This is a genomic window from Bdellovibrio bacteriovorus HD100, from assembly GCF_000196175.1.
GTDB classification, from domain to species: Bacteria; Bdellovibrionota; Bdellovibrionia; order Bdellovibrionales; family Bdellovibrionaceae; genus Bdellovibrio; species Bdellovibrio bacteriovorus.
The window spans coordinates 2881208-2903515 of record NC_005363.1 but is presented as its reverse complement, the minus strand read 5'-3'; the positions used below and the strand labels follow the sequence as shown (position 1 = coordinate 2903515).

Annotated in this window: 19 protein-coding genes and 5 tRNA genes; 22 read left to right on the top strand and 2 right to left on the bottom strand. The window is 49.4% G+C overall.

All coding sequences use genetic code 11. From position 1 onward, the window contains the following. Positions 1-2 precede the first annotated feature (2 nt). The 7 genes from BD_RS13770 (at position 3) to BD_RS13740 (ending at position 9279) form a co-directional block, all read left to right on the top strand. Positions 3-3032, top strand: coding sequence for a phosphoribosylformylglycinamidine synthase subunit PurL (locus tag BD_RS13770; RefSeq protein ID WP_011165377.1), 3030 nt, complete (start codon positions 3-5; stop codon positions 3030-3032). After that, entirely contained in the window at positions 3016-3762 is a 747-nt protein-coding gene (locus BD_RS13765) for a phosphoribosylformylglycinamidine synthase subunit PurQ (protein WP_038448244.1), read from the top strand. The genes BD_RS13770 and BD_RS13765 overlap by 17 nt, the downstream gene beginning before the upstream one ends. Then, positions 3759-5282 (top strand): bifunctional phosphoribosylaminoimidazolecarboxamide formyltransferase/IMP cyclohydrolase, encoded by a 1524-nt coding sequence (gene purH, locus BD_RS13760; protein ID WP_011165375.1) that lies wholly within the window; start codon positions 3759-3761, stop codon positions 5280-5282. Before BD_RS13765 ends, purH begins: the two co-directional genes overlap by 4 nt. Before the next feature lie 11 nt (positions 5283-5293). Next, positions 5294-6295, top strand: coding sequence for a phosphoribosylformylglycinamidine cyclo-ligase (gene purM / locus BD_RS13755; RefSeq protein ID WP_011165374.1), 1002 nt, complete (start codon positions 5294-5296; stop codon positions 6293-6295). Positions 6296-6467: 172 nt separating this feature from the next. After that, entirely contained in the window at positions 6468-7481 is a 1014-nt protein-coding gene (locus BD_RS13750) for a hypothetical protein (protein ID WP_011165373.1), read from the top strand. A gap of 400 nt (positions 7482-7881) precedes the next feature. Beyond that, the gene (locus BD_RS13745) at positions 7882-8739 is read left to right on the top strand and encodes an alpha/beta hydrolase-fold protein (RefSeq protein WP_011165372.1); all 858 of its coding nucleotides are present in this window, start codon (positions 7882-7884) and stop codon (positions 8737-8739) included. Between the two features lie 102 nt (positions 8740-8841). Next, a complete protein-coding gene (locus tag BD_RS13740) occupies positions 8842-9279 on the top strand; it encodes a methyl-accepting chemotaxis protein (protein ID WP_011165371.1) in 438 nt (145 codons plus the stop codon). A 42-nt stretch (positions 9280-9321) separates the two neighbouring features. Here BD_RS13740 and BD_RS13735 read toward each other — a convergent pair whose 3' ends face one another. Next, on the bottom strand, positions 9322-9561 hold the full coding sequence (locus BD_RS13735) for a hypothetical protein (RefSeq protein WP_011165370.1): 240 nt from the start codon (positions 9559-9561) through the stop codon (positions 9322-9324). Between the two features lie 148 nt (positions 9562-9709). Here BD_RS13735 and pyrF point away from each other — a divergent pair, with 148 nt between their 5' ends. The 14 genes from pyrF (at position 9710) to rplL (ending at position 16702) form a co-directional block, all read left to right on the top strand. Further along, positions 9710-10429, top strand: coding sequence for an orotidine-5'-phosphate decarboxylase (pyrF, locus tag BD_RS13730; RefSeq protein WP_011165369.1), 720 nt, complete (start codon positions 9710-9712; stop codon positions 10427-10429). Further along, entirely contained in the window at positions 10416-11309 is an 894-nt protein-coding gene (locus tag BD_RS13725; RefSeq protein ID WP_011165368.1) for a TrmH family RNA methyltransferase, read from the top strand. Before pyrF ends, BD_RS13725 begins: the two co-directional genes overlap by 14 nt. Before the next feature lie 67 nt (positions 11310-11376). Next, a tRNA-Thr gene (locus tag BD_RS13720) sits at positions 11377-11452 on the top strand. A gap of 27 nt (positions 11453-11479) precedes the next feature. Then, positions 11480-11565 (top strand) — tRNA-Tyr (locus BD_RS13715). A gap of 72 nt (positions 11566-11637) precedes the next feature. Beyond that, positions 11638-11714, top strand: a tRNA-Gly gene (locus BD_RS13710). A gap of 15 nt (positions 11715-11729) precedes the next feature. Beyond that, a tRNA-Thr gene (locus BD_RS13705) sits at positions 11730-11804 on the top strand. 61 nt (positions 11805-11865) lie between these two features. Continuing rightward, on the top strand, positions 11866-13056 hold the full coding sequence (gene tuf / locus BD_RS13700) for an elongation factor Tu (protein WP_011165367.1): 1191 nt from the start codon (positions 11866-11868) through the stop codon (positions 13054-13056). A 197-nt stretch (positions 13057-13253) separates the two neighbouring features. After that, positions 13254-13329, top strand: a tRNA-Trp gene (locus BD_RS13695). A gap of 32 nt (positions 13330-13361) precedes the next feature. Then, a complete protein-coding gene (gene secE / locus BD_RS13690) occupies positions 13362-13739 on the top strand; it encodes a preprotein translocase subunit SecE (protein WP_011165366.1) in 378 nt (125 codons plus the stop codon). A 10-nt stretch (positions 13740-13749) separates the two neighbouring features. Continuing rightward, positions 13750-14283: a transcription termination/antitermination protein NusG gene (gene nusG, locus BD_RS13685; protein WP_011165365.1), complete on the top strand. Its 534-nt coding sequence runs from the start codon at positions 13750-13752 to the stop codon at positions 14281-14283. 62 nt (positions 14284-14345) lie between these two features. After that, positions 14346-14768: a 50S ribosomal protein L11 gene (rplK, locus tag BD_RS13680; RefSeq protein ID WP_038448239.1), complete on the top strand. Its 423-nt coding sequence runs from the start codon at positions 14346-14348 to the stop codon at positions 14766-14768. A 12-nt stretch (positions 14769-14780) separates the two neighbouring features. After that, the gene (gene rplA / locus BD_RS13675; RefSeq protein ID WP_011165363.1) at positions 14781-15485 is read left to right on the top strand and encodes a 50S ribosomal protein L1; all 705 of its coding nucleotides are present in this window, start codon (positions 14781-14783) and stop codon (positions 15483-15485) included. Between the two features lie 235 nt (positions 15486-15720). Next, positions 15721-16251, top strand: coding sequence for a 50S ribosomal protein L10 (gene rplJ, locus BD_RS13670; protein WP_226988014.1), 531 nt, complete (start codon positions 15721-15723; stop codon positions 16249-16251). An 82-nt stretch (positions 16252-16333) separates the two neighbouring features. Continuing rightward, the gene (gene rplL / locus BD_RS13665) at positions 16334-16702 is read left to right on the top strand and encodes a 50S ribosomal protein L7/L12 (RefSeq protein ID WP_011165361.1); all 369 of its coding nucleotides are present in this window, start codon (positions 16334-16336) and stop codon (positions 16700-16702) included. Positions 16703-17080: 378 nt separating this feature from the next. Here the strand turns inward: rplL and BD_RS13660 are convergent, their stop codons facing one another. Beyond that, on the bottom strand, positions 17081-17773 hold the full coding sequence (locus BD_RS13660; protein WP_144239974.1) for a hypothetical protein: 693 nt from the start codon (positions 17771-17773) through the stop codon (positions 17081-17083). Positions 17774-18069: 296 nt separating this feature from the next. Here BD_RS13660 and rpoB point away from each other — a divergent pair, with 296 nt between their 5' ends. Continuing rightward, positions 18070-22308, top strand: coding sequence for a DNA-directed RNA polymerase subunit beta (rpoB, locus tag BD_RS13655; protein WP_048349775.1), 4239 nt, complete (start codon positions 18070-18072; stop codon positions 22306-22308).

Genomic DNA, 22308 nt, shown 5'->3' with positions numbered 1-22308 from the left:
AGATGCAAAGAATATCCGTGCGCAGCCGCTATGATCACAGCACTGAAAAAGCTCTTAAATCGGCGTTGTCGCTGGAAGCTCCAGTGAACGAACTGCAACTGCGCCGCGTGTACTGGCTGCTTGAAAAGAAATCCGGCGCCGCCAAAGAGTTTCCTCTTCAAGCCGTAATGGATAAAGTCTTCTTTGATCCCATCTCGGAAGTTCAGCAAACCGGCTTTATGGACTATCAGGACGGTAAAACTTATGTGGAAGTCCGTTTCCTGGCCGGAGTCACCGACAACATGGCCCGCACTGCGACCGAAGCGTTGATGTTGTTTTCTGCGCAACATAATTCTTCCTGGCAGGAGTTCCCTCTGGAAGTCCACAGCGGGTGGGAGATGGAAATCAGCGGGGATATTTCCAAAGAGCAGATTCAGAAGGTTCTGTTCCAGAATCTTGCCAATCCCCTTTTAAACAAACTAGAAATCCAGACGGGCGCAGCCCTAAAACAAGAAAATTCATGGGCAGCCTATCCAAACTTTTGGAAGGCCTCTGAACACACGCCCCAGTTGCAGCTTTTGAATTTGGACGTTGAAACCCTTCAGCGCATCAACAACGAACGTGGACTGGCTCTCAGTGATGAAGAGATTCAAACCATTCTGACTCATTTCAGTTCCCCGGAAGTGGCTGCCGAGCGAGCTTCTTATGGCTGGCACGGCAAGATCACGGAAGTCGAGCTGGAGTGTCTGGCACAAACCTGGAGTGAACACTGCAAGCACAAGATCTTTGCTGCTGAAGTGGACTATACCGAGGCCTGCGGCGACTTCCCGGCCTTGGGTGACAAGAAAATCACCAGTCTTTATAAAAGCTATATCCAAAAAGCCACCAAAGATCTGGATGACTGTGGTTATCTGGTTTCCGTTTTTAAAGACAATGCAGGCATTGTCGACTTTGATTCAAAATTAAATGTGTGTGTTAAAGTCGAAACACACAATAGCCCGTCGGCGCTGGATCCTTTCGGCGGCGCTTTGACGGGCATTTTAGGTGTGAATCGCGACATTCTGGGGTGCGGCCTGGGCGCAAAGCCCGTCGCGAACACGGATGTGTTCTGTCTTTCCACTCCGAACTTGTTCCCTGCATCTGATTCTCCGCAAAGACCTGAGCTGTTAAAAGATCCCGGTGTCATCTTCCGCGGTGTCCATCAGGGGGTTGAAGAGGGCGGGAATCAAAGCGGCATTCCGACTATCAACGGTGCTTTCTGTTTTGCCAGCGAGTTTGCCGCGAAGCCTTTGATTTTTGTGGGCTCGGTGGGCGTGATGCCCAAAACTGTTCACGGCCGTGCCAGCGAATCCAAAGAAATCCGTCCCGGCGATCTGATTGTGGTGGCCGGTGGCCGTCTTGGAAAAGACGGCGTGCATGGTGCGACGTTCAGTTCGTTGGCGTTGCATGACAACGTGGCTTCCAACGTCGTGCAAATCGGTGACAGCATCACGCAAAAGCGTCTGTTGGATTTCACTCTGAAAGCCCGCGACAACGGCTGGATTCAAGCCATTACGGACAACGGGGCGGGTGGGGTTAGTTCCTCGATTGGGGAAATGGCCCAGTATTCCGGTGGCGCGCGCATGGATCTTGGCCTGCATCCGGTGAAATACTCGGGCCTTGAATATTGGGAAATGCTGGTCAGCGAATCCCAAGAGCGCATGTCTTACGCTGTCAGCCCGAATCATCTGATGGACTTTATGAATCTGGCCCGTCACATGGGTGTTGAAGCGTTTGTTCTGGGCGAATTCACTGATTCGGGATCTTTTGACATCTTCCATGGCAAAGAACCTTTGGCCAAACTTAAGTTGGAATTCCTGCATGAAGGTCTCAGCCGCATGAAGCTGAAAGCCCACTTCGACGGACCGAAACAATATCAGGAATACTTCCGCGCCGAAGGCAAAGCACCTCTGACTGGCAACGACCTGGCCGCGGCACTGAAAAAAGTTCTGGCTAATCCCAACGTGGCTTCGCGCGAACCTTTAGTTCGGTACTATGACCACGAAGTGCAAGGAGCCACCCGCGTAAAACCTTATGGTGGCAAAACCCAATCCGGAGCCAACGATGCCGGTGTGCTGGATTTGTCGGTCCACGGAGGGGATGACAACAACGCCGTGGCCGTTTCAAACGGACTGTGCCCGCAGTTTTCCTGGTACGACACTTATTTGATGGCACAAAAAGCGGTGGACGAATCCGTGCGCAATCTGGTGGCGACCGGAGCGGACCCGGCGAAGATGGCCTTGGTCGACAATTTCTGCTGGCCGGACCCGACTCCAAAAGCAAGCAATCCCGATGCGGCCCACAAGATGGCGCAGCTGGTGCGTGCGTGTGCGGGGCTTTACGATGCGGCTCTGGCTTACCGCGCTCCGTTTGTCAGTGGTAAAGACAGTATGAAAAACGACTTTATCGGAAAAACCAAGGGCGGGGACACCGTGAAGATTTCCGTACCGCCGACCTTGCTGGTAACCGCGATGGCACAGGTGCCGGATGCGACGAAAACAGCACCCGGATTCTTCCAGAATGCTGGGGATCTGATTTATCTTTTGGGCACGCCGACACAAAGTCTTTATGCTTCAGTTCTTTCCCAGGAATTCACCGTGCCGGAATCAGCACCCGAATATCCGAATCTGGCCCGCAACAAGGATCTTTATTTCCGTATCTTTACTGCCCATCAGAAAACACTTTTGCAGTCCTGCCATGATATTTCCGAGGGCGGTCTGATGACTGCTTTGGCGGAAAGCGGCTTTGGCAACAATCTGGGAATGAAGCTGAATCTGGAATCATTCACTTGGAATGAACTGTGGTCTGAAACGGGTTCCTTGTTTGTGGTCAGTGTGAAGCCTGCTGATAAGTCTCAGTTTGAAGAACTTTTCACGCATCAGCAAAGACTGCTGGGGGAAGTTCAGGAGAATCCTGTGATGAGTTGGCAGCATCAGGGAGCCACTCAAAACACCGCTTTGTCCGAATTGCAAAAAATCTGGTCTGAAGGAGTTCTGAATGTCTATCAAGCCTAAGTTTCTGGTTTTGTGGGGTGATGGAATCAACTGTGAAAATGAAACAGCCCGAGCCGTATCTTTGGCCGGTGGTGAAGCAGACAAAGTCCACGTCAATGACCTGTTGGCAAACCCAGGGCGCTTGAATGAATACCAGGCACTGGTGATCCCGGGTGGCTTTTCTTTTGGCGATCACCTGGGCAGCGGTCAAGTGCTGGCTTTGAAGCTTGAAATGAATCTGAAAAACGAATTGAAGCAGTTCGTGAAAACCCGCCCGGTGCTGGGCATCTGCAATGGCTTTCAGACACTGATCAAGCTGGGCCTGTTGCCGGACGCTGACTTTCAGCGCAGCTGTGCCCTGGTGAAAAACGAGCAGGGTCATTTCATTGACCGCTGGATTGAAGTGGAAAGAAACGAAAAGTCCCCTTGCATCTGGACCCGCGATCTTCCCGCCAGATTCGCTCTGCCGATTCGTCATGGCGAAGGACGCTTTGTCTGTCGCGATGAAAGTCTGTTACAGCGTCTGCTGACCCAGAATCAGGCAGTGCTTCGTTACACTGAAGACGTCAATGGCGCTCAGGCGCAGATCGCCGGTGTCTGTGATCCGTCCGGTTTGGTTTTTGCCCTGATGCCTCACCCTGAAGCGGCCGTGCATGATTGGCACCTGCCTTACGAAGGCGAAGCCTGGGGTTTGGAATTTTTTAAAAGTGCTGTGAATTATCTGAATCAGGAAATGGGAGTGACGGTATGAATCCAATCCGCAGAGCTCTGTTGAGCGTCTCTGATAAAACCGGTTTGCTGGAGCTTGCAAAAAATCTGGCAGCTCAGAATGTCGAGCTGATTGCCAGCGGCGGCACCGCCAAGGCTTTGACTGAGGCCGGATTGAAAGTCACCGCGGTGGAAACTTTGAGTGGCAAAGGCGAAGCCTTCAACGGCCGCATGAAAACCATCAGCTTTGAAATTGCCTCAAGTCTTCTGTTCCGTCGTCAGGACGAAAATGACGTGCGCCAGGCCGCCGAGCTGGGGATTGAACCCATTGATCTGGTGGTGGTGAATTTGTATCCCTTCCACGCGACCCTGCAAAAGCAGGCGGGGTTTGAGGAGTGCATCGAAAACATCGATATTGGGGGCCCGACATTGCTGCGTGCCGGGGCGAAGAACTTTCATTCGGTCACAGTTTTGTGTGATCCGTCCCAGTACAGTGAATTCTTAAAAGAATTCAACGGCAACAATGGATCCACCACTTGGGAGTTCCGTCAAAAATGTGCCGCTGCCGTTTACACCATGACCGCTTTCTATGACATGGCCATCGCCGGATTCTTGACGCAAAATTCCGGGGCGGCTCTAAGATACGGCGAAAACCCGCATCAAAAAGCGGTGGTGCTGAAAGACCCGTTTGCTGACGGTCTGGCCCACGCCAAATCCCTGCAAGGCAAAGAGATGTCCTACAATAACTATCTGGACGCCGACTTTGCCCTAAAGACTTTGCAGGATGTGCACCGCTGGCAAGGTGAAAAAGCCCTGCCAGCCGCGGTGGTTGTGAAACATAACACGCCTTGCGGAATGGCCGTCGCCGAAACCCCGTTGCGGGCTTTGGAAAAAGCCTGGAAAGGGGACGAGAAAAGTTCCTTTGGTGGGATCATCGCCCTGAACGTTCCGGTGACTGAAGACATTGCCGCGTTCTTTGCTGAAAAATTTGTCGAAGTGATTCTGGCACCGTCTTTCACTGAAGGCGCTCGCGAAAAGCTGAAAAAGAACTGCCGCGTGATGGAGGTTTCATTAAAGCCAAATCCCTCCATGCAGGTGCGTTCCATCGAGGGCGGACTGCTGCTGCAGGATGCAGACGGCTTTGATTTAAGCCATATGAAAACCGTCACGCAAAAACAAGTCAGCCCGGAACAGCAGCGTCTGGCGGCTTTTGCGATGCTGGCGGTGAAGAACCTGAAAAGCAACGCCATCGCCCTTTGCCGTCAGGACGGGCCCGAGTTTGAGCTTCTGACCATGGGATCAGGACAAACCAACCGCATCGACTGCATCGAAAAACTGATCACTTCGCGCCTGGCAGACAAGGGCATCACCGATCTTACCGGCGTGGTACTGGCTTCAGACGCGTTCTTCCCGTTTGCTGATTCCATTCAGGTGTCTGCAAAACTGGGAGTTCAAACCATCATTCAACCCGGCGGATCTGTGAAAGATCCGGAAGTGATCGCTGAAGCTGATCGCCTGGGTGTATCCATGATCTTTACCGGCCGCCGCCACTTTTTACACTAGGAGATTGAGCTATGACGACGCAATTGATGGACTACAAAGATGCTGGAGTTGACATCACCAAGGCCGATGCTTTCGTTGAAAGAATCAAAAACCTGGTGCCGACCACATTCAATGACCAGGTTCTTCAGGGCATTGGCGGCTTTGCGGCTGTCTACAAGCTGACCGAAGAAAAGTACCTGGCTTCCTGCACTGACGGAGTGGGTACGAAGCTGAAACTGGCGCAAACCCTGAACAAACACCACGGTATCGGAATCGATCTGGTGGCAATGTGTGTGAATGACTTGTTGTGTGTCGGTGCAAAACCGCTGTTCTTTTTGGATTACATGGCCTTTGGAAAGCTCGACACCCAAGTCAGTGAAGAGCTGATTGCCGGAATGGTCGACGGCTGCCGTCAGTCCGGCATGGCCTTGATCGGTGGTGAAACGGCCGAAATGCCCGGCGTGTATCAGGGGAATGAATATGACCTTGCCGGCTTCAGCGTGGGCGAGATGTCACCGGCGGATCTGTACGATGAAAAAGACATGAACGAAGGCGATGTGCTGATCGGGATTGCGTCGTCAGGCTTTCACTCCAATGGTTATTCTTTGCTTAGAAAACTGGTGCAGGAAGATGAAACCGATCTGATGCAGGAACTGCTGACGCCCACACGTATTTACGTGAAGCTGGTCAATGAGCTTCGCCGTAGGTTCCCGATGGCGATGGTGGGGGCTTCCCATATCACAGGCGGGGGCATTCACAATATCCCGCGCATGAGTGAAAAGTTTGATTATGATATTTCCGGCTGGCCGGCATTGAATGAAATGGCTCCGGTCTTTGGCAAAATCATTCCGCGCGCAGGTCTTTCGGGTGAAGAGCTCTATCGCACCTTCAACATGGGGGTGGGGCTGGTTCTGTTGATTAAGAAAGGGCAGGCGGATGCCGTACAAACATGGTTGGCCTCCCAAGGCGAGAAGCACTGGCGCTTAGGCTCCATACAAAAAGGCTCAGGCCAAATCGCCCCCGCGCGTCACTAGGGATTTGCTGTCTCTGCCTTGCCTATATTGGCAGAGACAGCTTTTCCGTCTGCAGATCCCCTGTCTAAATCCTGATCACTGGGACCATTCTTTCATATCCTATTTTTAATATGGACTCACATTCTGGGAGTGGGCTATACCAGTCGCCTGTTCATTACAAACGGAGTTTAAAATGATGAATAAGAATGCTTACTTGGTATTGGCGGCAACAGGGTTGTTGATGGCCCCTGTTTCTGGTTTCGCACAAACTTCCACCACGTCTGTGAATACAAATTCCAGCACAGTGAAAATGGAAGACCTTAAAAAGGCTGACGAAAAAGAAAAGGACATCGACAGTGAAATCACTGACGCCCGCATGAGAGCTCAATTGGGTTCCAAATCCAAATGGTCTTTCAAATCCAGCCTGGCGTACTCTGGTGGTTCTGTTGAAGAGCCTCTAAGTGGTGTTCGTCCAAACTACCGTGCTTCCGCAACTATCGAAGCCATGACAACTCTGTCTGGTGATGTTGGTGTCAACTACCGTTTGGGTGAGCGTGACAATATCAGCTTCGGTACGGGCGTGACCGTGGTGGATCCTCTTCACGGTGATATCGTGAAGCCTGCCGAAGACACTCGTAAAGGCCGTAAAGGCACTTTGGCTCGTTATGAAGTTTCCACTCCTTACCTGAGCTGGAGCCGTGGTTACCGCGCGTTCGACACTCAGATGATCTCCAGCATGCAGTACAGCCATGCGACAGACAGTGATTCTATCAACCTGACCAAAACATTTGGTGCAGCAAGCTTCAGCCAGACAGTTCTGGCGAACTTCGGTCAATCCAAGTGGAATGGTGGAACAAGCTTTACTTTGGGTAAGAGCTTCTACACTGGGGACCTGGATGATCCAAACATGGTTGCGGCAGCCAAAGCGGGTAAATACAAACGCTCTGACATGAGCTTCGGTTTGTTCCCGTTCCTTCAGTATACTTTCAACGACCGTTATTCTTTCAGAACCGTGTTTGGTTACTTCCAGTTCGCACGCTACGAAGGTTATGCTGACAACTTCCAGTTGGAGCCATATCAGTCTGTTGGTACCGGTATCTCTATCACTCGTGATATCTACCTGTATCCAAACGTACAGTTCACACCAAAAGACATCCGCGCAGACAGAACGAATGTTGCTCTTAGCGCAAACCTAAACTTGTTCTAATACCGGTCGGTGAAAAAGGCCCATCTCCTTCGTTGGAGATCGGCCTTCTCGCTCCGACGTGCTTGGAGCACGCCTGCGCTGCGAGGGCCGACCTCCGCCTCGGATCTGAACCTTTTTGACCAACCTTGGTTCCCGGTTCTTTGGGGAAGAGGAGTTGGCTTCGAGGGCGCGCGCGGAAAAGACTTTGTTGAGGATATTTAAGTTTGAAAAAGGCTCCCCTGCGGGGCCTTTTTTTGTTTGGGAGCCAACCTGGGTAATACCTTGGTTGGCTTTTTGTTTTTTGGGGTTTGGGTTGTTCCTTTGTCTGGTGTTGGGGGGCAGGTTCAGGAATTGGGGTGGCGGTCGTGGGTTGCCTTTTGGGCTTGATTCGGCGAGCCTTATTCTTGTGCGGAGGTGACTGATGAAATTCGCAGTAGGGATGCTGGCGTTTTCTTTGGTGGTGTTTGCTTCAAATGGATTTGCAGGGACGCAGCCGGTCTGTGGAACCCAAACAACTTCTTTGGGCGATTCTTATGACTATTGTGTTCATACCGGGAATCGGGCGAAAACCCAGGATGTGGTTTATTACTTCCATGGTCTGTGGGGGAATGCCCGGCAGTTCTTTGATCAGCGTCGCGACACTTCGTGGGTGTTGAAGCGCTGGGCTCAGTTGGGTTATGAGCCGTCTGTCGTAACTATTTCGTTTGGTGAAATCTGGCTGCTGGTCAACAACCAGAAGTTCCCGCTGCTGCCGGTTTTTCAAAATGAGATGATGCCGTTTCTGGAAGGCAAAGTCGGAGGCCTGGGCGGCGGACGCCGTCTGCTGATGGGGGAATCCATGGGGGGCTTTAATGCCTCACAAGCCTCGCTGCAGTTGCCGGCGACCTTTTCCAAGGTGGCCCTGTTGTGTCCGGCGCTGACCGTGATCGGACCCTATTCTTCCCCGGAAGACATCGACAAATACATTGCCCGCACCAAGGCCCTGCGCTCCCGGGTGAATCTGATGCTGGGGATTTCCCGCGAGGTCTTTGCTGATGAGGCGGACTGGCAAAGCCACAATCCCTTCAATCTGCTCACTCGCTACCCAGGTCTGATCAGGCCGGTGTTCTTTGTGTCTACGGGCTTGCAGGACGAGTTCGGCTTTCAAGAAGGCTCCGCCGAGTTTGTGAAGGCCGCTCAAAGCGCAGGGTTTTCAGCGACGTGGCTGCCACTGGCCGGGGGGCACTGCAAATACAACCGCGAGGCGCTGGCGCAGTTTTTCCTAAGTCGCATCCGCTGAATGAACTGAAGAACTTTTGGACGTTTCTCAATCAGAAACGTTCCAGAGGGGCTTGCTTATAATTAACGAGTTTAACCTGCTTGGCTGGGATATAATTTTCTTATGAAAACATTCCGTCCGCGCCGCAAATTGATCGTCAATCGTGAAGTGCAGTTTGATGTGGTTATGCACGTCAGTGTCTTTGTGGCCGTGTTGTTTCTGGGGCAGCTCTTCGCGGCCTGGATGTTCATTGGAAAGATTCAGGAACTGGCCGGAACGGGCGCTTTTTCACTGATGTCGGTGCAGGAGTTTATATCCCGCTACAAAACTGTGTTCCTGGTTTATCAGCTGATCCCGGTTTTGCTGGGGCTGGTGGTGGGTTTCTGGTACTTCAACCGCATGACCCGCAGAATTGTCGGGCCGCTTTTTAACATCAAACGCACCGTCAAACGCATGGCGGACGAAAACCTGGATTCAGTCGAGATTCATCTGCGTGAAAATGACTATTTCCAGGATCTGGCCCAGGACATCAACGTGGTTTTGCAGAAAAAGACCAAGTGACAAAAAAAAGGCTGCCAATCGGGCAGCCTTTTCCTTAACGAACTACTGACATTCGTTTTTGATGGCTTTATCAGCGTTCTGATAACGAGCATAAAGCTCTTCGTACTGATCCATGTAAAGCTCAAGAGTGTCAGAGTTTCTTGTGCTTCTCATTTTTTCACGAATCCAGTTCATTTCTTCAGCAAGTTTGGCTTTGTAGGAAACCAACTGACCGCAGGAAAGAGCGGCTTGGGAAGAGGAAGCAGCGCCAACGATGGCCAATGCGATAAGAAGAGCTTTCATGGGTAATCTCCTTGGTAAGTTAATGAATTCTGATTTCGGGACGAACCTACTAACGCAGGACATGAAATACAATCTTTGATGCCGCAGGAATAATTTTTACATAAGCGGGGATTGCATTTATGATGGGTTCGTCTTCCCAGGAGTTTCCATGAACAAAAATCTGCGTGCTCACCCCATGAAAAATCCGATTATTTTGGCTCTGGATGTGGATACCCGCGATCAGGCCCTGAAAATTGCCGACGATCTTTCAGATATCGTCGGGGGGATCAAGCTGGGGCCGCGTCTGTGCCTGCGTTACGGGATGGATTTCGTCAAAGAAATGGCGCAACGAGCCCCGATTTTTCTGGATAACAAGCACTTCGACATTCCCTCCACCATGGAGGCCGCTGTGCGCGCCAGCTTTGAGGCGGGGGCGTCTTTGGTGACGGTGCATGCCCTGAGTGGCAAAGAGGCTCTGACCCGCATGGCAGCGGTGGAAAAAGAGCTGAATCAACAGCGTCCGTTCCGCATTCTGGCGGTGACGATTCTGACGTCCTGGGATCAAAATTCGCTGCCAGTGAATATGAAATCTCAACCGATCGCCCAGCACGTGACGGAGCTGGCTTCTTTGGTGAAGGATTCGGGTTTGTCCGGTGTCGTGTGTTCCCCTCACGAATTGGACCTTTTACAAAACCGAGATCTTTACCTTGTCACTCCGGGAATTCGCTTTAGTATGCAGGATTCCGGCGATCAAAAACGTATCATGGGACCCAAAGAGGCACTGCGTGCAGGTGCTTCCGCGCTGGTCGTGGGTCGCCCTATTCTGGAAGCTTCCAACATCAAGGAAGCGGCCACTGATTTTGTGATGGCAATGTATGAAGAAAAATAACTCTCGTCCCTCTGGCAGAAACAACTCTCAACGTCCTCAGCAGGGTGGTCGCCCACAGCATGGTCGTCCTCAAGGCGCGGGTCGTCCGCAAGGGGGCCGTCCACAGGCTCACGCTCCTCGTGAAAATCAGATCCCGCGTGACTGGCGTGTGGTGATCGGCACGCATGCGATTAACGAGGTGCTGAAGGTGCGTCCTAAGCAGGTTAAGGGCTTCTGGCTCCGCCAGGGCTTTGAGAACTCGGGCGATCTGCGTGATATGAACGAACTGGCTTTGAAAAATCATATCAAAGTGGAGCTGAAGGCCGAAGCCGCGCTGGAAAAGTTCGGTCCGTCCCAGCAGGGAGCTGCGATCTTTGTGGATGGCGCCCCGGAATTTGATATGGCTAGTCTGGAAGGTCTGGATAAATCCATGGTTTTGATTCTGGATGGCATTGAAGATCCTCACAATTTGGGAGCGATTCTCAGAACCTCCTGGTTGGTGGGGGCTCAAGGTGTTCTGATTCCGGAAGACCGCGCTGTCGGTTTGACGCCTACGGTACATAAAGTGGCCTGCGGTGGTGTGGAGCATGTGCCGGTTGAAGAGACGACGAACTTCGCTAACTATGCGGAAGAACTTAAAAAACAGGGCTATTGGATCTATGGGTTAAGCCCGCGTGGAAAGCGATCTATTTTCGAATTAGAGCTGCCGGACAAGGTTGTTTGGGCGATTGGTTCCGAAGACAAAGGAATGAGAGTGACAACGGAGCGTCTTTGTGATGAATTAGTATTCATACCGCAAGCTAGTTCTTCGGCGAGTTATAATGCCTCAGTGGCGACGGCCATGGCACTAACTGAGACCCTTAGACAGCATGCGCCGCGCGGAAATCGAAAAAAATCGTAATCTGTCGAATAATTATCTTTGACGGACGTTCTTTTTCTCCGTACAACATTTCGGTTATCTCAGTAAGGCTGGTTTAGCTCAATTGGTAGAGCAGCTGATTTGTAATCAGCAGGTTGCGGGTTCGAGTCCCATAACCAGCTCCAAATTTTTCTGGGTAAGCATTCACAAGTGGGTAGGTGCCCGAGTGGCTAAAGGGGACGGACTGTAAATCCGTTGGCTTATGTCTACGAAGGTTCGAATCCTTCCCTGCCCACCATTTTTTTTGAATGTTTTCCCGGAAAAGTTTTGAAACAGAAGAGAAGAAATTTTCTTCGGGCGTTCTGAAAGGGCGGGAATAGCTCAATTGGCTAGAGTATCTGCCTTCCAAGCAGAGGGTTGCGGGTTCGAGACCCGTTTCCCGCTCCAAATTTCAGAGCTTGTGCCCATGTAGCTCAGTGGTAGAGCACACCCTTGGTAAGGGTGAGGTCGTCGGTTCGGCTCCGATCATGGGCTCCACTTATTTGGCTTTTAATTTTTAAGGTTAAGATAAAATAAAAAATCTCTGCAGGAGGAATAAATGTCTAAAGAGAAATTTACACGTAATAAACCGCACGTAAATATCGGCACTATCGGTCACGTCGATCATGGTAAAACAACTTTGACTGCTGCTATCACGACTACTCTTGCAGCATCTGGTAAAGCTCAAGCGATGGCTTACGATCAAATCGATAAGTCTCCAGAAGAAAAAGCTCGTGGTATCACGATCTCCACTACTCACGTTGAGTACGAAACTGACAACCGTCACTACGCTCACGTTGACTGCCCGGGTCACGCTGACTACGTAAAAAACATGATCACTGGTGCTGCTCAAATGGACGGAGCTATCTTGGTAGTTTCTTCTGCTGACGGTCCAATGCCACAAACTCGTGAGCACATCCTTCTTGCACGTCAAGTAGGTGTTCCTGCTCTAGTTGTATTCATGAACAAAGTTGACATGGTTGACGATAAAGAACTTCTTGAGCTAGTTGAGCTTGAAGTTCGTGAACTTCTGTCTAAATACGAATTCCCTGGCGATGATATCCCAGTTGTTAAAGGTTCTGCATTGAAAGCTCTTGAAGGCGACACTTCCGAAATCGGTCGTCCAGCTATCATGAAATTGATGGAAGCTTGTGATACTTACATCCCAGCTCCAGTTCGTGCAGTAGACAAAACTTTCTTGATGCCAGTAGAGGACGTATTCTCTATCTCTGGTCGTGGTACAGTTGTTACTGGCCGTGTAGAGCGTGGTATTGTTAAAGTTGGTGACGAGATCGAAATCGTTGGTATCCGTCCAACTCAAAAAACTACTGTAACTGGTATCGAGATGTTCCGTAAACTTCTTGACGAAGGTCAAGCAGGGGACAACTGCGGTGTTCTTCTTCGTGGTACTAAAAAAGAAGACGTTGAACGTGGCCAAGTACTTGTTAAACCAGGTACAGTTAAACCACACAAAAAATTCAAAGCTGAAGCGTACATCCTGACTAAAGAAGAAGGCGGACGTCACACTCCATTCTTCAACGGTTACCGTCCTCAGTTCTACTTCCGTACTACAGACGTTACTGGCGTTTGTACTTTGAAAGCTGGAACTGAAATGGTTATGCCTGGTGATAAGATCGAAGTTTCTGTTGAACTTATCGCTCCTATCGCTATGGAAAAAGAGCTTCGCTTCGCGATCCGTGAAGGCGGTCGTACAGTTGGAGCTGGTGTTGTTACTGAGATCCTTGAGTAATAACGCAGCGTAAGCTAAGTAATAATCACCCGGGGGACTCCTTGACAAAAGGGTCCCCCTCGGTGTTTCTTGGCAGTACCAAAAAGTAAGTCAAAAATGGCTTTTACTGGTCCTAAAATCTCCCATAAATAGTATCGCAAGGGAGATTATTGATGAGAAACGATCCTGTGCGGTCGGTTGTCATCAATAAGATCAGTAGGGGTGTAGCTCCAGCGGTAGAGCGAACGACTCCAAATCGTTAGGTCGTGGGTTCGAATCCCTCCGCCCCTGCCAATTTTGACTCCATAACTTTAGGATGAGGAATAATGGAAAAGGCCAACTCTAAGATTTTGACTATCAGCTTTGCACTTGCAGGTATCTTGGTCGGTTTGACCGTCTCTCTTCTAATCAAGGCATTCGCCGGCGCATTCGGTGTTGTGGCTCGTGCTGCTGACTCCGATATGGTTCGCCACGGGATCCCTGTTTTGGCAGGTTTCGCGTTGTTTGCCGCTCTTCAGTTCAACCCACGCGTTCAGACTTGGGGCGAAGAAGTAGTTTCTGAAATCCGTAAAGTTGTTTGGCCTTCTCGCAAGGACACAACGGCCATGACTATCGCTTGCGTGGTTATGGTTCTTATCTCCAGTGTTATCATCAGTTCCTTCGATCTGATCTCTGGCTTCTTAATCAACTTTCTTATGAAGTAAGGACGGAACCATGGAAAAAAAGTGGTACATCGTTAACGTTCAGACAAGCTGTGAAAACACAGCTAAAAAAGCCATCGAAGAAAAGATCAAATCTTCCAAAATGGAAGAGTTCTTTGGTGAAATCCTGATCCCTGCGGAAAGCGTAGTGGAGCTGGTAAAAGGTCAAAAACAGACCAAATCACGTAAATTTTTCCCGGGTTATATCTTCGTTCAGATGTTTTTGAATGATGAGACTTGGCATTTGGTACGTAATTCGTCTAAAGTCACGGGCTTCGTGGGCGGCACTAAAACCCGTCCTCCGGAAGTTCCTGAGGCTGAAGTTCTTCGTGTGACCCAGCAGATGGCTGGCGTTGCTGAAAAACCAAGACCGAAAGTGAAGTTCGCTGTGGGTGAGAACGTGACTGTTATTGACGGTCCATTCTCCAACTTCCAGGGAACAGTTGAAGAGATCAACGAGGACAAAGCGAAGCTTAAAGTTCTTGTGAGCATCTTCGGTCGTCCGACTCCAGTTGAGTTGGATTACATTCAAGTAGAAAAACCATAACCAGAAGCCGCATAGGGCGGCCGATGGATATTAATTAACACAACCTCTTGCAGGAGTGGGTCATGGCAAAAAAAGTTACAGGAATGATCAAGCTGCAGATACCGGCAGGGAAAGCTAATCCAGCTCCACCCGTTGGACCGGCGCTCGGACAGCATGGGGTAAACATCATGGAATTCTGTAAGCAGTTCAACGCTCGTACACAAGCGTTGGGTGATAGCATCATCCCTATCATCATCACTGTTTACCAAGACAGATCGTTTACTTTCATCACAAAAACACCACCGGTGTCTTCTTTGATCAAAAAGGCGTTGAAACTGGAATCCGGTTCCAAGCAGCCTCAGAAGGACAAAGTTGGCAAAATCAATAACGATCAAATCAAGCAAATCGCTACAACGAAATTGCCTGACTTGAACTGCTTGAAAGTTGAATCCGCAATGTCACAAGTTGCTGGTACGGCTAAAAGCATGGGCATCGACATCGCGTAAGGGTGGTATAAGATGGCAGGCAAAAAATTCGCAGCAGTCGCTAAAAAAGTTGATTCTGCAAAAAAGTACACTGTTGAAGAAGCATTCAAACTGGTTGTTGAAACAGCTCCAGCTAAATTTGATGAATCTATCGACGTAGCATTGCGTTTGGGTATTGACCCTAAGCAATCTGACCAACAAGTGCGTGGAGCTATCGCTCTTCCTCACGGTTTGGGCAAAGAAGTTAAAGTTGTTGTTTTCGCAAAAGGCCCGAAAGAGGCTGAAGCGAAAGCAGCTGGCGCTGACTTCGTAGGCGCAGACGACCTGGTAGCTAAAATCCAGGGCGGCTGGTTGGATTTCGATAAATGTATCGCGACTCCGGACATGATGGCGACTGTTTCTAAAGTTGCTAAGATCCTGGGGCCTCGTGGTTTGATGCCGAATCCAAAAATCGGTACTGTAACTATGAACGTTGGTGAAGCTGTAACTGCCGAGAAAAAAGGTAAGTTGGACTTCCGCGTTGATAAAGCAGGTATCGTACACGCTGGTATCGGTAAGAAATCCATGGGCGATGCTAAACTTAAAGATAACTTCATGACTTTGTTGGGAGCTATCGTTAAGGCTAAACCAGCATCTTCCAAAGGTATCTACCTTCGTTCTATCGCTGTAGCGTCCACTATGGGCCCAGGCGTTAAGATCGAGCCAAATGCGGCAGCTGCTGCAACTGGCGCTAACTAGTAAATTTTAAGGCTCTGAGCGTGCTCAGGGCCTTGTTTTTTATCTGGTTATTTTGTATTAGTTCATAAAATTATTGCGATCAGAGACAGTAGGTTTCTTTCAGTGGATGTAATCCCTCGTTTGTGAGGGGCCTACCGAGATAAGGCAAAAAGGTTCATGCGACCTCCAAACCGACCTGATTCGCACAGGCCCCTTCGCAAGAAGGGCAAAAAGTCTAATGAAAGGAGGCTCACATATGATCACTCGCGCAGATAAAGAGCAGGAGATTAAGCTAATCACGGAGAAATTCGGAAAGGCTAAGGGAGCTTTCATCGTCGACTTCAAAGGCATCAAGGTTGAGCAAGTAACTAACTTGCGTAAAAAATTGAATGCTGCTGATTCTGAGATGAAAGTTGTTCGTAATACTCTTGCAAAAAGAGCGTTCAAAGATCACCCAGCTATTGAAACAGCATTTGCTAATTCAATGAAAGGTACTAACGCCATCGTATTCTCTTACGGTGAAGTGAACGCGACTGCAAAAGCATTGGCTGATTTCGCTAAGGACGTAGAAGTTCTGCAAATCAAGTCCGGTGTTATGGACGGCGCTGCTTTGGATGATGCTAAGATTAAATTCTTGGCGACACTTCCGGGCAAAGACCAGCTTCGCGCTATGTTGTTGGGTACATTGTTGGGTGCAGGTTCTGCACTTGCTAGATGTCTTAACGCTTACGCTGAGAAAATGGGCGGCGGCGCAGCCGCTGGTACTGAAGAAGCTCCACAAGCGTAATTGCTTGAATCCCGAAGGTTCGGGACTGATGGTGCTGAATATTTGAATTTTTAAATAATTTTTTATATCCCTGGAGGATAAAATGTCTCTGACTAACGATCAAATCGTTGAAGCGTTGTCTGCGAAAACTGTTCTTGAGATCGCAGAACTAGTAAAAACTTTGGAAGAAAAATGGGGCGTTTCCGCTGCTGCTCCAGTTGCTGCTGCTGCTGCAGGTCCTGCTGCTGCTGTTGAAGAAAAAACTGCTTTTGACGTTATCCTTGTTGACGCTGGCGCCAACAAAATCAACGTTATTAAAGAAGTTCGTGGCTTGACTGGTTTGGGTCTTGCTGAAGCTAAAGCCCTTGTTGAAGCTGGTAACAAAGCTGTTAAAGAAGGCGCTACTAAAGAAGACGCAGAAAAAATCAAGAAAGCTCTTGAAGCTGCGGGCGCGAAAGTTACTGTTAAGTAATTTCTGCCACTTAGTTTATACTAATGCCGAAAGCCTCGTGGAAACACGGGGCTTTTTGCATTTTGGCCCTCGCTTTACCCTTCGTTGGGATTGGGCTGGGGGCTTAGGGGTGCAAAACCTTTCGGACAGTCCTCGCGCGGTGGGGGCTTTTTGTTTTGCGGTAGTATTTTATTTTTAGTTTTCTAAGTGCTGGATTGGATTTTCGGGCGCTGTGGAACTCAGGTTTTGCACCCTTAAGCCCCCAGCCCAATCCTAACGGGGCTTGCGGTGGCCAAAATGCGAAAAAGCCCCTTCGTTTGGTGCTTTGGACTTAGATTTTTGGTTTTTGAAATTATTAAGGCCCCTGTTGGGGCCTTTTTTGTTTTTGGGTGGTTGTTTTTACCAGGCGAAACCTAGTTTTACGCCGAAGGCTTCTTGGCTTTCGCGGTCGGATCTGTCCCATTTGATGTCTATGTGGCTGTATTCGATGGCGGCTCGGAGGCCTTTTTGATGGGTGCTTAGGCCCACGGAATAGTAACTGTGATTTCCTTCGTCGTCATAGGGGCCGAAGGTTCCGTTGGTGCTGGTGATGCTTGTTTTGACTTTGTGGAATTCGTAGATGTAGGAAAAGTAGGGGACCAGGTACTCGTATTTGTACCCTAGGCTGACTCCGGCTTGGGAGGTGGTGATGTCTGACTCGGCTTTGGCGTCGGTGGTGTTGTTGCCCAGGTAAAATGCGTCGGTTGTGGTTTCACTTTTTGTTCCGTAGGCGCCCATCAGGGAGCCGACCCACACTCGGTTTTGAGTTCCGTGGTTCAGGAACTGGAATCTTGCGCCCCACAGGAAGTTTTCCAGATAGACTTCTATCCCTTTGAAAACACTCACGCTTGCGTCGAATCCGACGTTGTTTGCGCCGGTCACGAAGTCGCTGGCGTCAATGTCGCTGTTGATCAGAACCTTGTCGCGCAGGGGTGGGTTTGAGTTGATGTCGTTGACCAGGGTCACTCGGGTTTCCGAGGCCATGACCACGGCGGCATGTCCTTGCCACTGTTCGTTGGATACCACCGGCATGTTGAAATGGGAGGCGCGCATGCTGATGGAGTGTGAACATGCTGATAAACTAAGCAAACTTAAGGCGAACAACGCTCTAAACATGGGGGTCCTTCCTTCGACTTTTTAAGCCTATGATGCGTCCTTGTTATGGGCTACTGATTAGCTGCAAAACTCGACTTTACACGACGCAATAACCGGCCATTTTTGGAGTGCCTGAAGTTTTTGGAAAGGCGCCAAAAACCTTTAGAATCACTTGCTTTATTGAAAACTTAGGGTAGTTTGAGATACTTGCGTTTTTATTTAATGTGGGCCTTGGAACATTCCCCCCGAAGCGAATGTCCGATTTTCTTATCACGGAGAGTACATTGGAAAAAACTCCAGTTACGGCTTCTAACATTCGAGTTAGAAAGTCATTCGCGAAAAATAAGCAAGTCATTGATATTCCAAATCTGATTGAACTGCAGAAGTCTTCTTACGAAGCTTTCATTCAAAAAGATATGGATCCAGATCGTCGCGGCGATGCTGGTCTTAATGGCGTTTTCAAATCTGTTTTCCCAATCACAGATTTCAACAATACAGCAAGCCTTGAGTTTGTATCTTACACTCTAGAGCCAGCTAAGTACGACGTGGACGAGTGCCGTCAGCGTGGTATGACTTTCGCTGCTCCTATCAAGGTGACTCTTCGTCTGATCGTTTTCGATGTTGATGAAGAAACTGAAGCACGCAGCATCCGTGACGTGAAAGAGCAGGAAGTTTATCTGGGCGAAATCCCATTGATGACTGCCAACGGTTCTTTCATCATCAACGGTACTGAGCGCGTTGTTGTTTCCCAGTTGCACAGATCTCCAGGCGTGTTCTTCGATCACGATGGTGGTAAAAACAATGCTTCTGGTAAATTGATCTACTCTGCACGTGTGATCCCTTATCGTGGTTCATGGTTGGATGCTGAGTTTGACCAAAAAGATCTTATCCACGTACGTATCGACCGTCGTCGTAAGTTCCCAGTTACAATCCTTCTTAAAGCTCTTGGTTACAACTCTGAGCAGCTTCTGGAATACTTCTACGATCTTGATGAAGTTTACGTTAAGGGCGGCAAGCTCTTCCGTAAGTTGGACATCGAGCGTATGTCCGGTCAAAGAGCATTGACTGATATCGTTGATCCAAAAACTGGCGAAGCGCTGGTTAAAGCGGGTCGTCGTATCACTCGTGCGATCGTTAAGAAAATCAAAGATCTTGATATCACAGAGCTTGATGTTCTTCCGGAAGATCTGGAAGGCAAAGTTCTGGCGAAGCCATTGATCGATGAATCCACTGGTGAGATCATCGCTGATGCGAATGCTGAGCTGAACGCTGCAATCATCAAGCGTTCCATCGAAGCTGGTATCGAGAGCTTCTTCATGATCTTCTTCGACGGTTTGACTGTGGGTCCTTACCTGCGCAACACCCTGTTGGTTGATAAAGTCTCCAACAAAGAAGAATCTTTGGTTGAGATCTACAAGCGTCTTCGTCCTGGTGAGCCTCCGACTTTGGAAGCGGCTACGACATTCTTCGGCCGTTTGTTCTTCGATCCAGAGACTTATGACCTTTCTGAAGTTGGTCGTATCAAGATCAATCACAGATTCGGTATCTCCATGGACGAGTGCCCACCGTCTCACAGAACACTGACTCACAAGGATATCCTGAGCACCATCAAAACTTTGATCGATCTGAAAAATGGTCGTGGTGTTATCGACGATATCGATCACTTGGGTAACCGTCGTGTTCGTTCCGTAGGTGAGTTGCTTGAAAACCAATACCGTATCGGTTTGGTTCGTATGGAGCGCGCTATCCGTGAACGTATGTCCCTTCAGGACGTTGAAACAATGATGCCTCACGATCTTGTGAACGCGAAACCTGTGAACGCCGTAGTTAAAGAATTCTTCGGTTCTTCCCAGTTGTCTCAGTTCATGGATCAGACGAACCCGCTTTCCGAGATCACGCACAAACGTCGTTTGTCTGCTCTTGGACCTGGTGGTTTGACTCGTGATCGCGCTGGTTTCGAAGTACGTGACGTACATCCTACGCACTACGGACGTATCTGTCCTATCGAAACTCCAGAGGGTCCAAACATCGGTTTGATCGCTTCCTTGGCTACTTATGCTCGTATCAACAACTATGGTTTCATTGAGACTCCATACCGTAAAGTTGAAGCGGGTCAGGTTTCCAAAGACATCAACTATCTTTCTGCATTGGAAGAAGCTGGTCACCACATCGCTCCGGCGGCTCGTGACGAAGCTGGAAACAAAGCTATCCAGACTGCGACTACCATCACTCGTCGTGACGGTGAGTATGAGATCGTAGACAAGGATAAAGTTGCTTTGATGGACGTTTCTCCATCTCAGTTGGTTTCCATCGCAGCTTCCCTGATTCCATTCCTTGAGCACGATGACGCCAACCGTGCCTTGATGGGATCGAACATGCAACGTCAAGCGGTTCCACTGCTTCGTTCTCGCGCACCACTTGTTGGTACAGGCGTAGAGCGTTTGGTTGCTCGTGACTCCGGTACTTCCATCGTTGCTCAAAACGATGGTATCGTTGAGGAAGTTGATGCTTCCCGTATCGTTATCCGTCGTTTCGCCAAAGGCGGCGAGCTGGGTGCGAACGTGGACATCTACAACCTGACGAAGTATCAGCGTACGAATCAAAATACGTGCTTCAACCAAAAACCAATCGTTACTGTTGGTGACAAGATTTCCAAAGGCGACATCATCGCTGACGGTCCTTCCACTGAGCTTGGTGAATTGGCATTGGGTCAGAACATCCTTGTGGCGTTCACCCCATGGCAAGGTTACAACTTCGAGGACTCCATCCTTATTTCTGAGCGTTTGTTGAAAGACGACGTTTACACTTCCATCCACATCGAAGAATTCGAGTGCGTGGCTCGTGATACAAAACTTGGTAAGGAAGAGATCACTCGCGATATCGCCAACGTAGGTGAGGAAGCTCTTAAAGACCTGGACAGCTCTGGTATCATCCGCATCGGTGCGGAAGTTCGCCCTGGCTTCATCCTGGTTGGTAAAGTGACTCCAAAAGGTGAAACTCAGCTTTCTCCTGAGGAAAAACTTTTGAGAGCGATCTTCGGTGAAAAAGCCGGCGACGTTCGTGATACATCTTTGCGCGCTCCATCCGGCGTGTACGGAACTGTTATCGATGCTCAAGTTTACTCTCGTGAAGGCGCAGACCGCGATGAGCGTTTGTCGTTGATCATCGAAGAGAAAAAACGCAAGCTTGAAAAAGACTTGGCGGTTGAGCAGAACGTTATCAAAAATAACGCTATCTCCAAACTTCGTGACATCCTGGTGGGTAAAATCACTACAGGCGTTCTTCTGAATGAAGACGGTTCTCAGAAGTTGTTGAACAAAGGTCAGGAAATCACAGAGGCGGATCTAGAGACAGTTCCATTCGAATTGTTGAACTACATCCCTCTTGAGCAAGACCTTGAGTTCCAGGTGAACAAAATCATCGACAATGCTCGTAACCAGTTGGATGCAGTTAAACTTGTGTTCAATGAAAAGATCGATCGTCTTCGTAAAGGTGACGAATTGCCTCCGGGCGTGATCAAAATGGTTAAAGTTTACGTTGCTATCAAACGTAAAATGCAAGTCGGTGACAAATTCGCCGGTCGTCACGGAAATAAGGGTGTTGTCTCCAAAGTATTGCCTGCGGAAGACATGCCTTACCTTGCTGACGGTACTCCAGTAGACATGGTTCTGAACCCACTAGGGGTTCCTTCTCGTATGAATATCGGTCAGATCCTTGAGGTTCACTTGGGTTGGGCAGCGCACAACCTTGGTAAACAACTGGGTGCTCATCTTGAGAAGTGGAATGCAGAGAACGCTCGCACAGAGATGAAAGACATCTTCAGCGACTCTGATATCTCCGCGAAACTTGATAAAGCAGACGATGCTTCATTGAAGTCCATGGTTCAGCGCATGAAGCACGGTATCCACGTGGGTACGCCGGTGTTTGATGGTGCCCGTGAATCTGACGTGAAAGGTTTGCTTGCAAAAGCGCAAGTGCCTTCTTCCGGTAAGTCCGTTCTATTCGACGGTCGTACAGGGGAGCCGTTCACGAATCCGGTAACTGTCGGTATCATGTACATGCTGAAACTTCACCACTTGGTGGAAGAGAAGATCCACGCTCGTTCTATCGGACCTTACTCACTCGTTTCTCAACAGCCTCTGGGCGGTAAAGCTCAGTTCGGTGGTCAGCGTCTCGGGGAGATGGAGGTTTGGGCGATCGAAGCATACGGTGCTGCATACTCTCTGCAAGAGTTCCTGACTGTTAAGTCAGATGACGTTGCAGGTAGAACTCGTATGTACGAGAGCATCGTGAAGGGTGAAAACATCCTTGAGCCAGGCTTGCCTGAATCCTTCAACGTATTGGTGAAAGAGCTTCAATCTCTGGCACTGAACGTGGAGCTGATGGAGTCTGACATTCTACGTGACCAAGATGAAGATTTTGGTGACGAAGAAGTGATCGAGGTAGAACCAGTTGCGCCGGTTGCGTCTAAAGACGAACCAGAGCAGCACTAA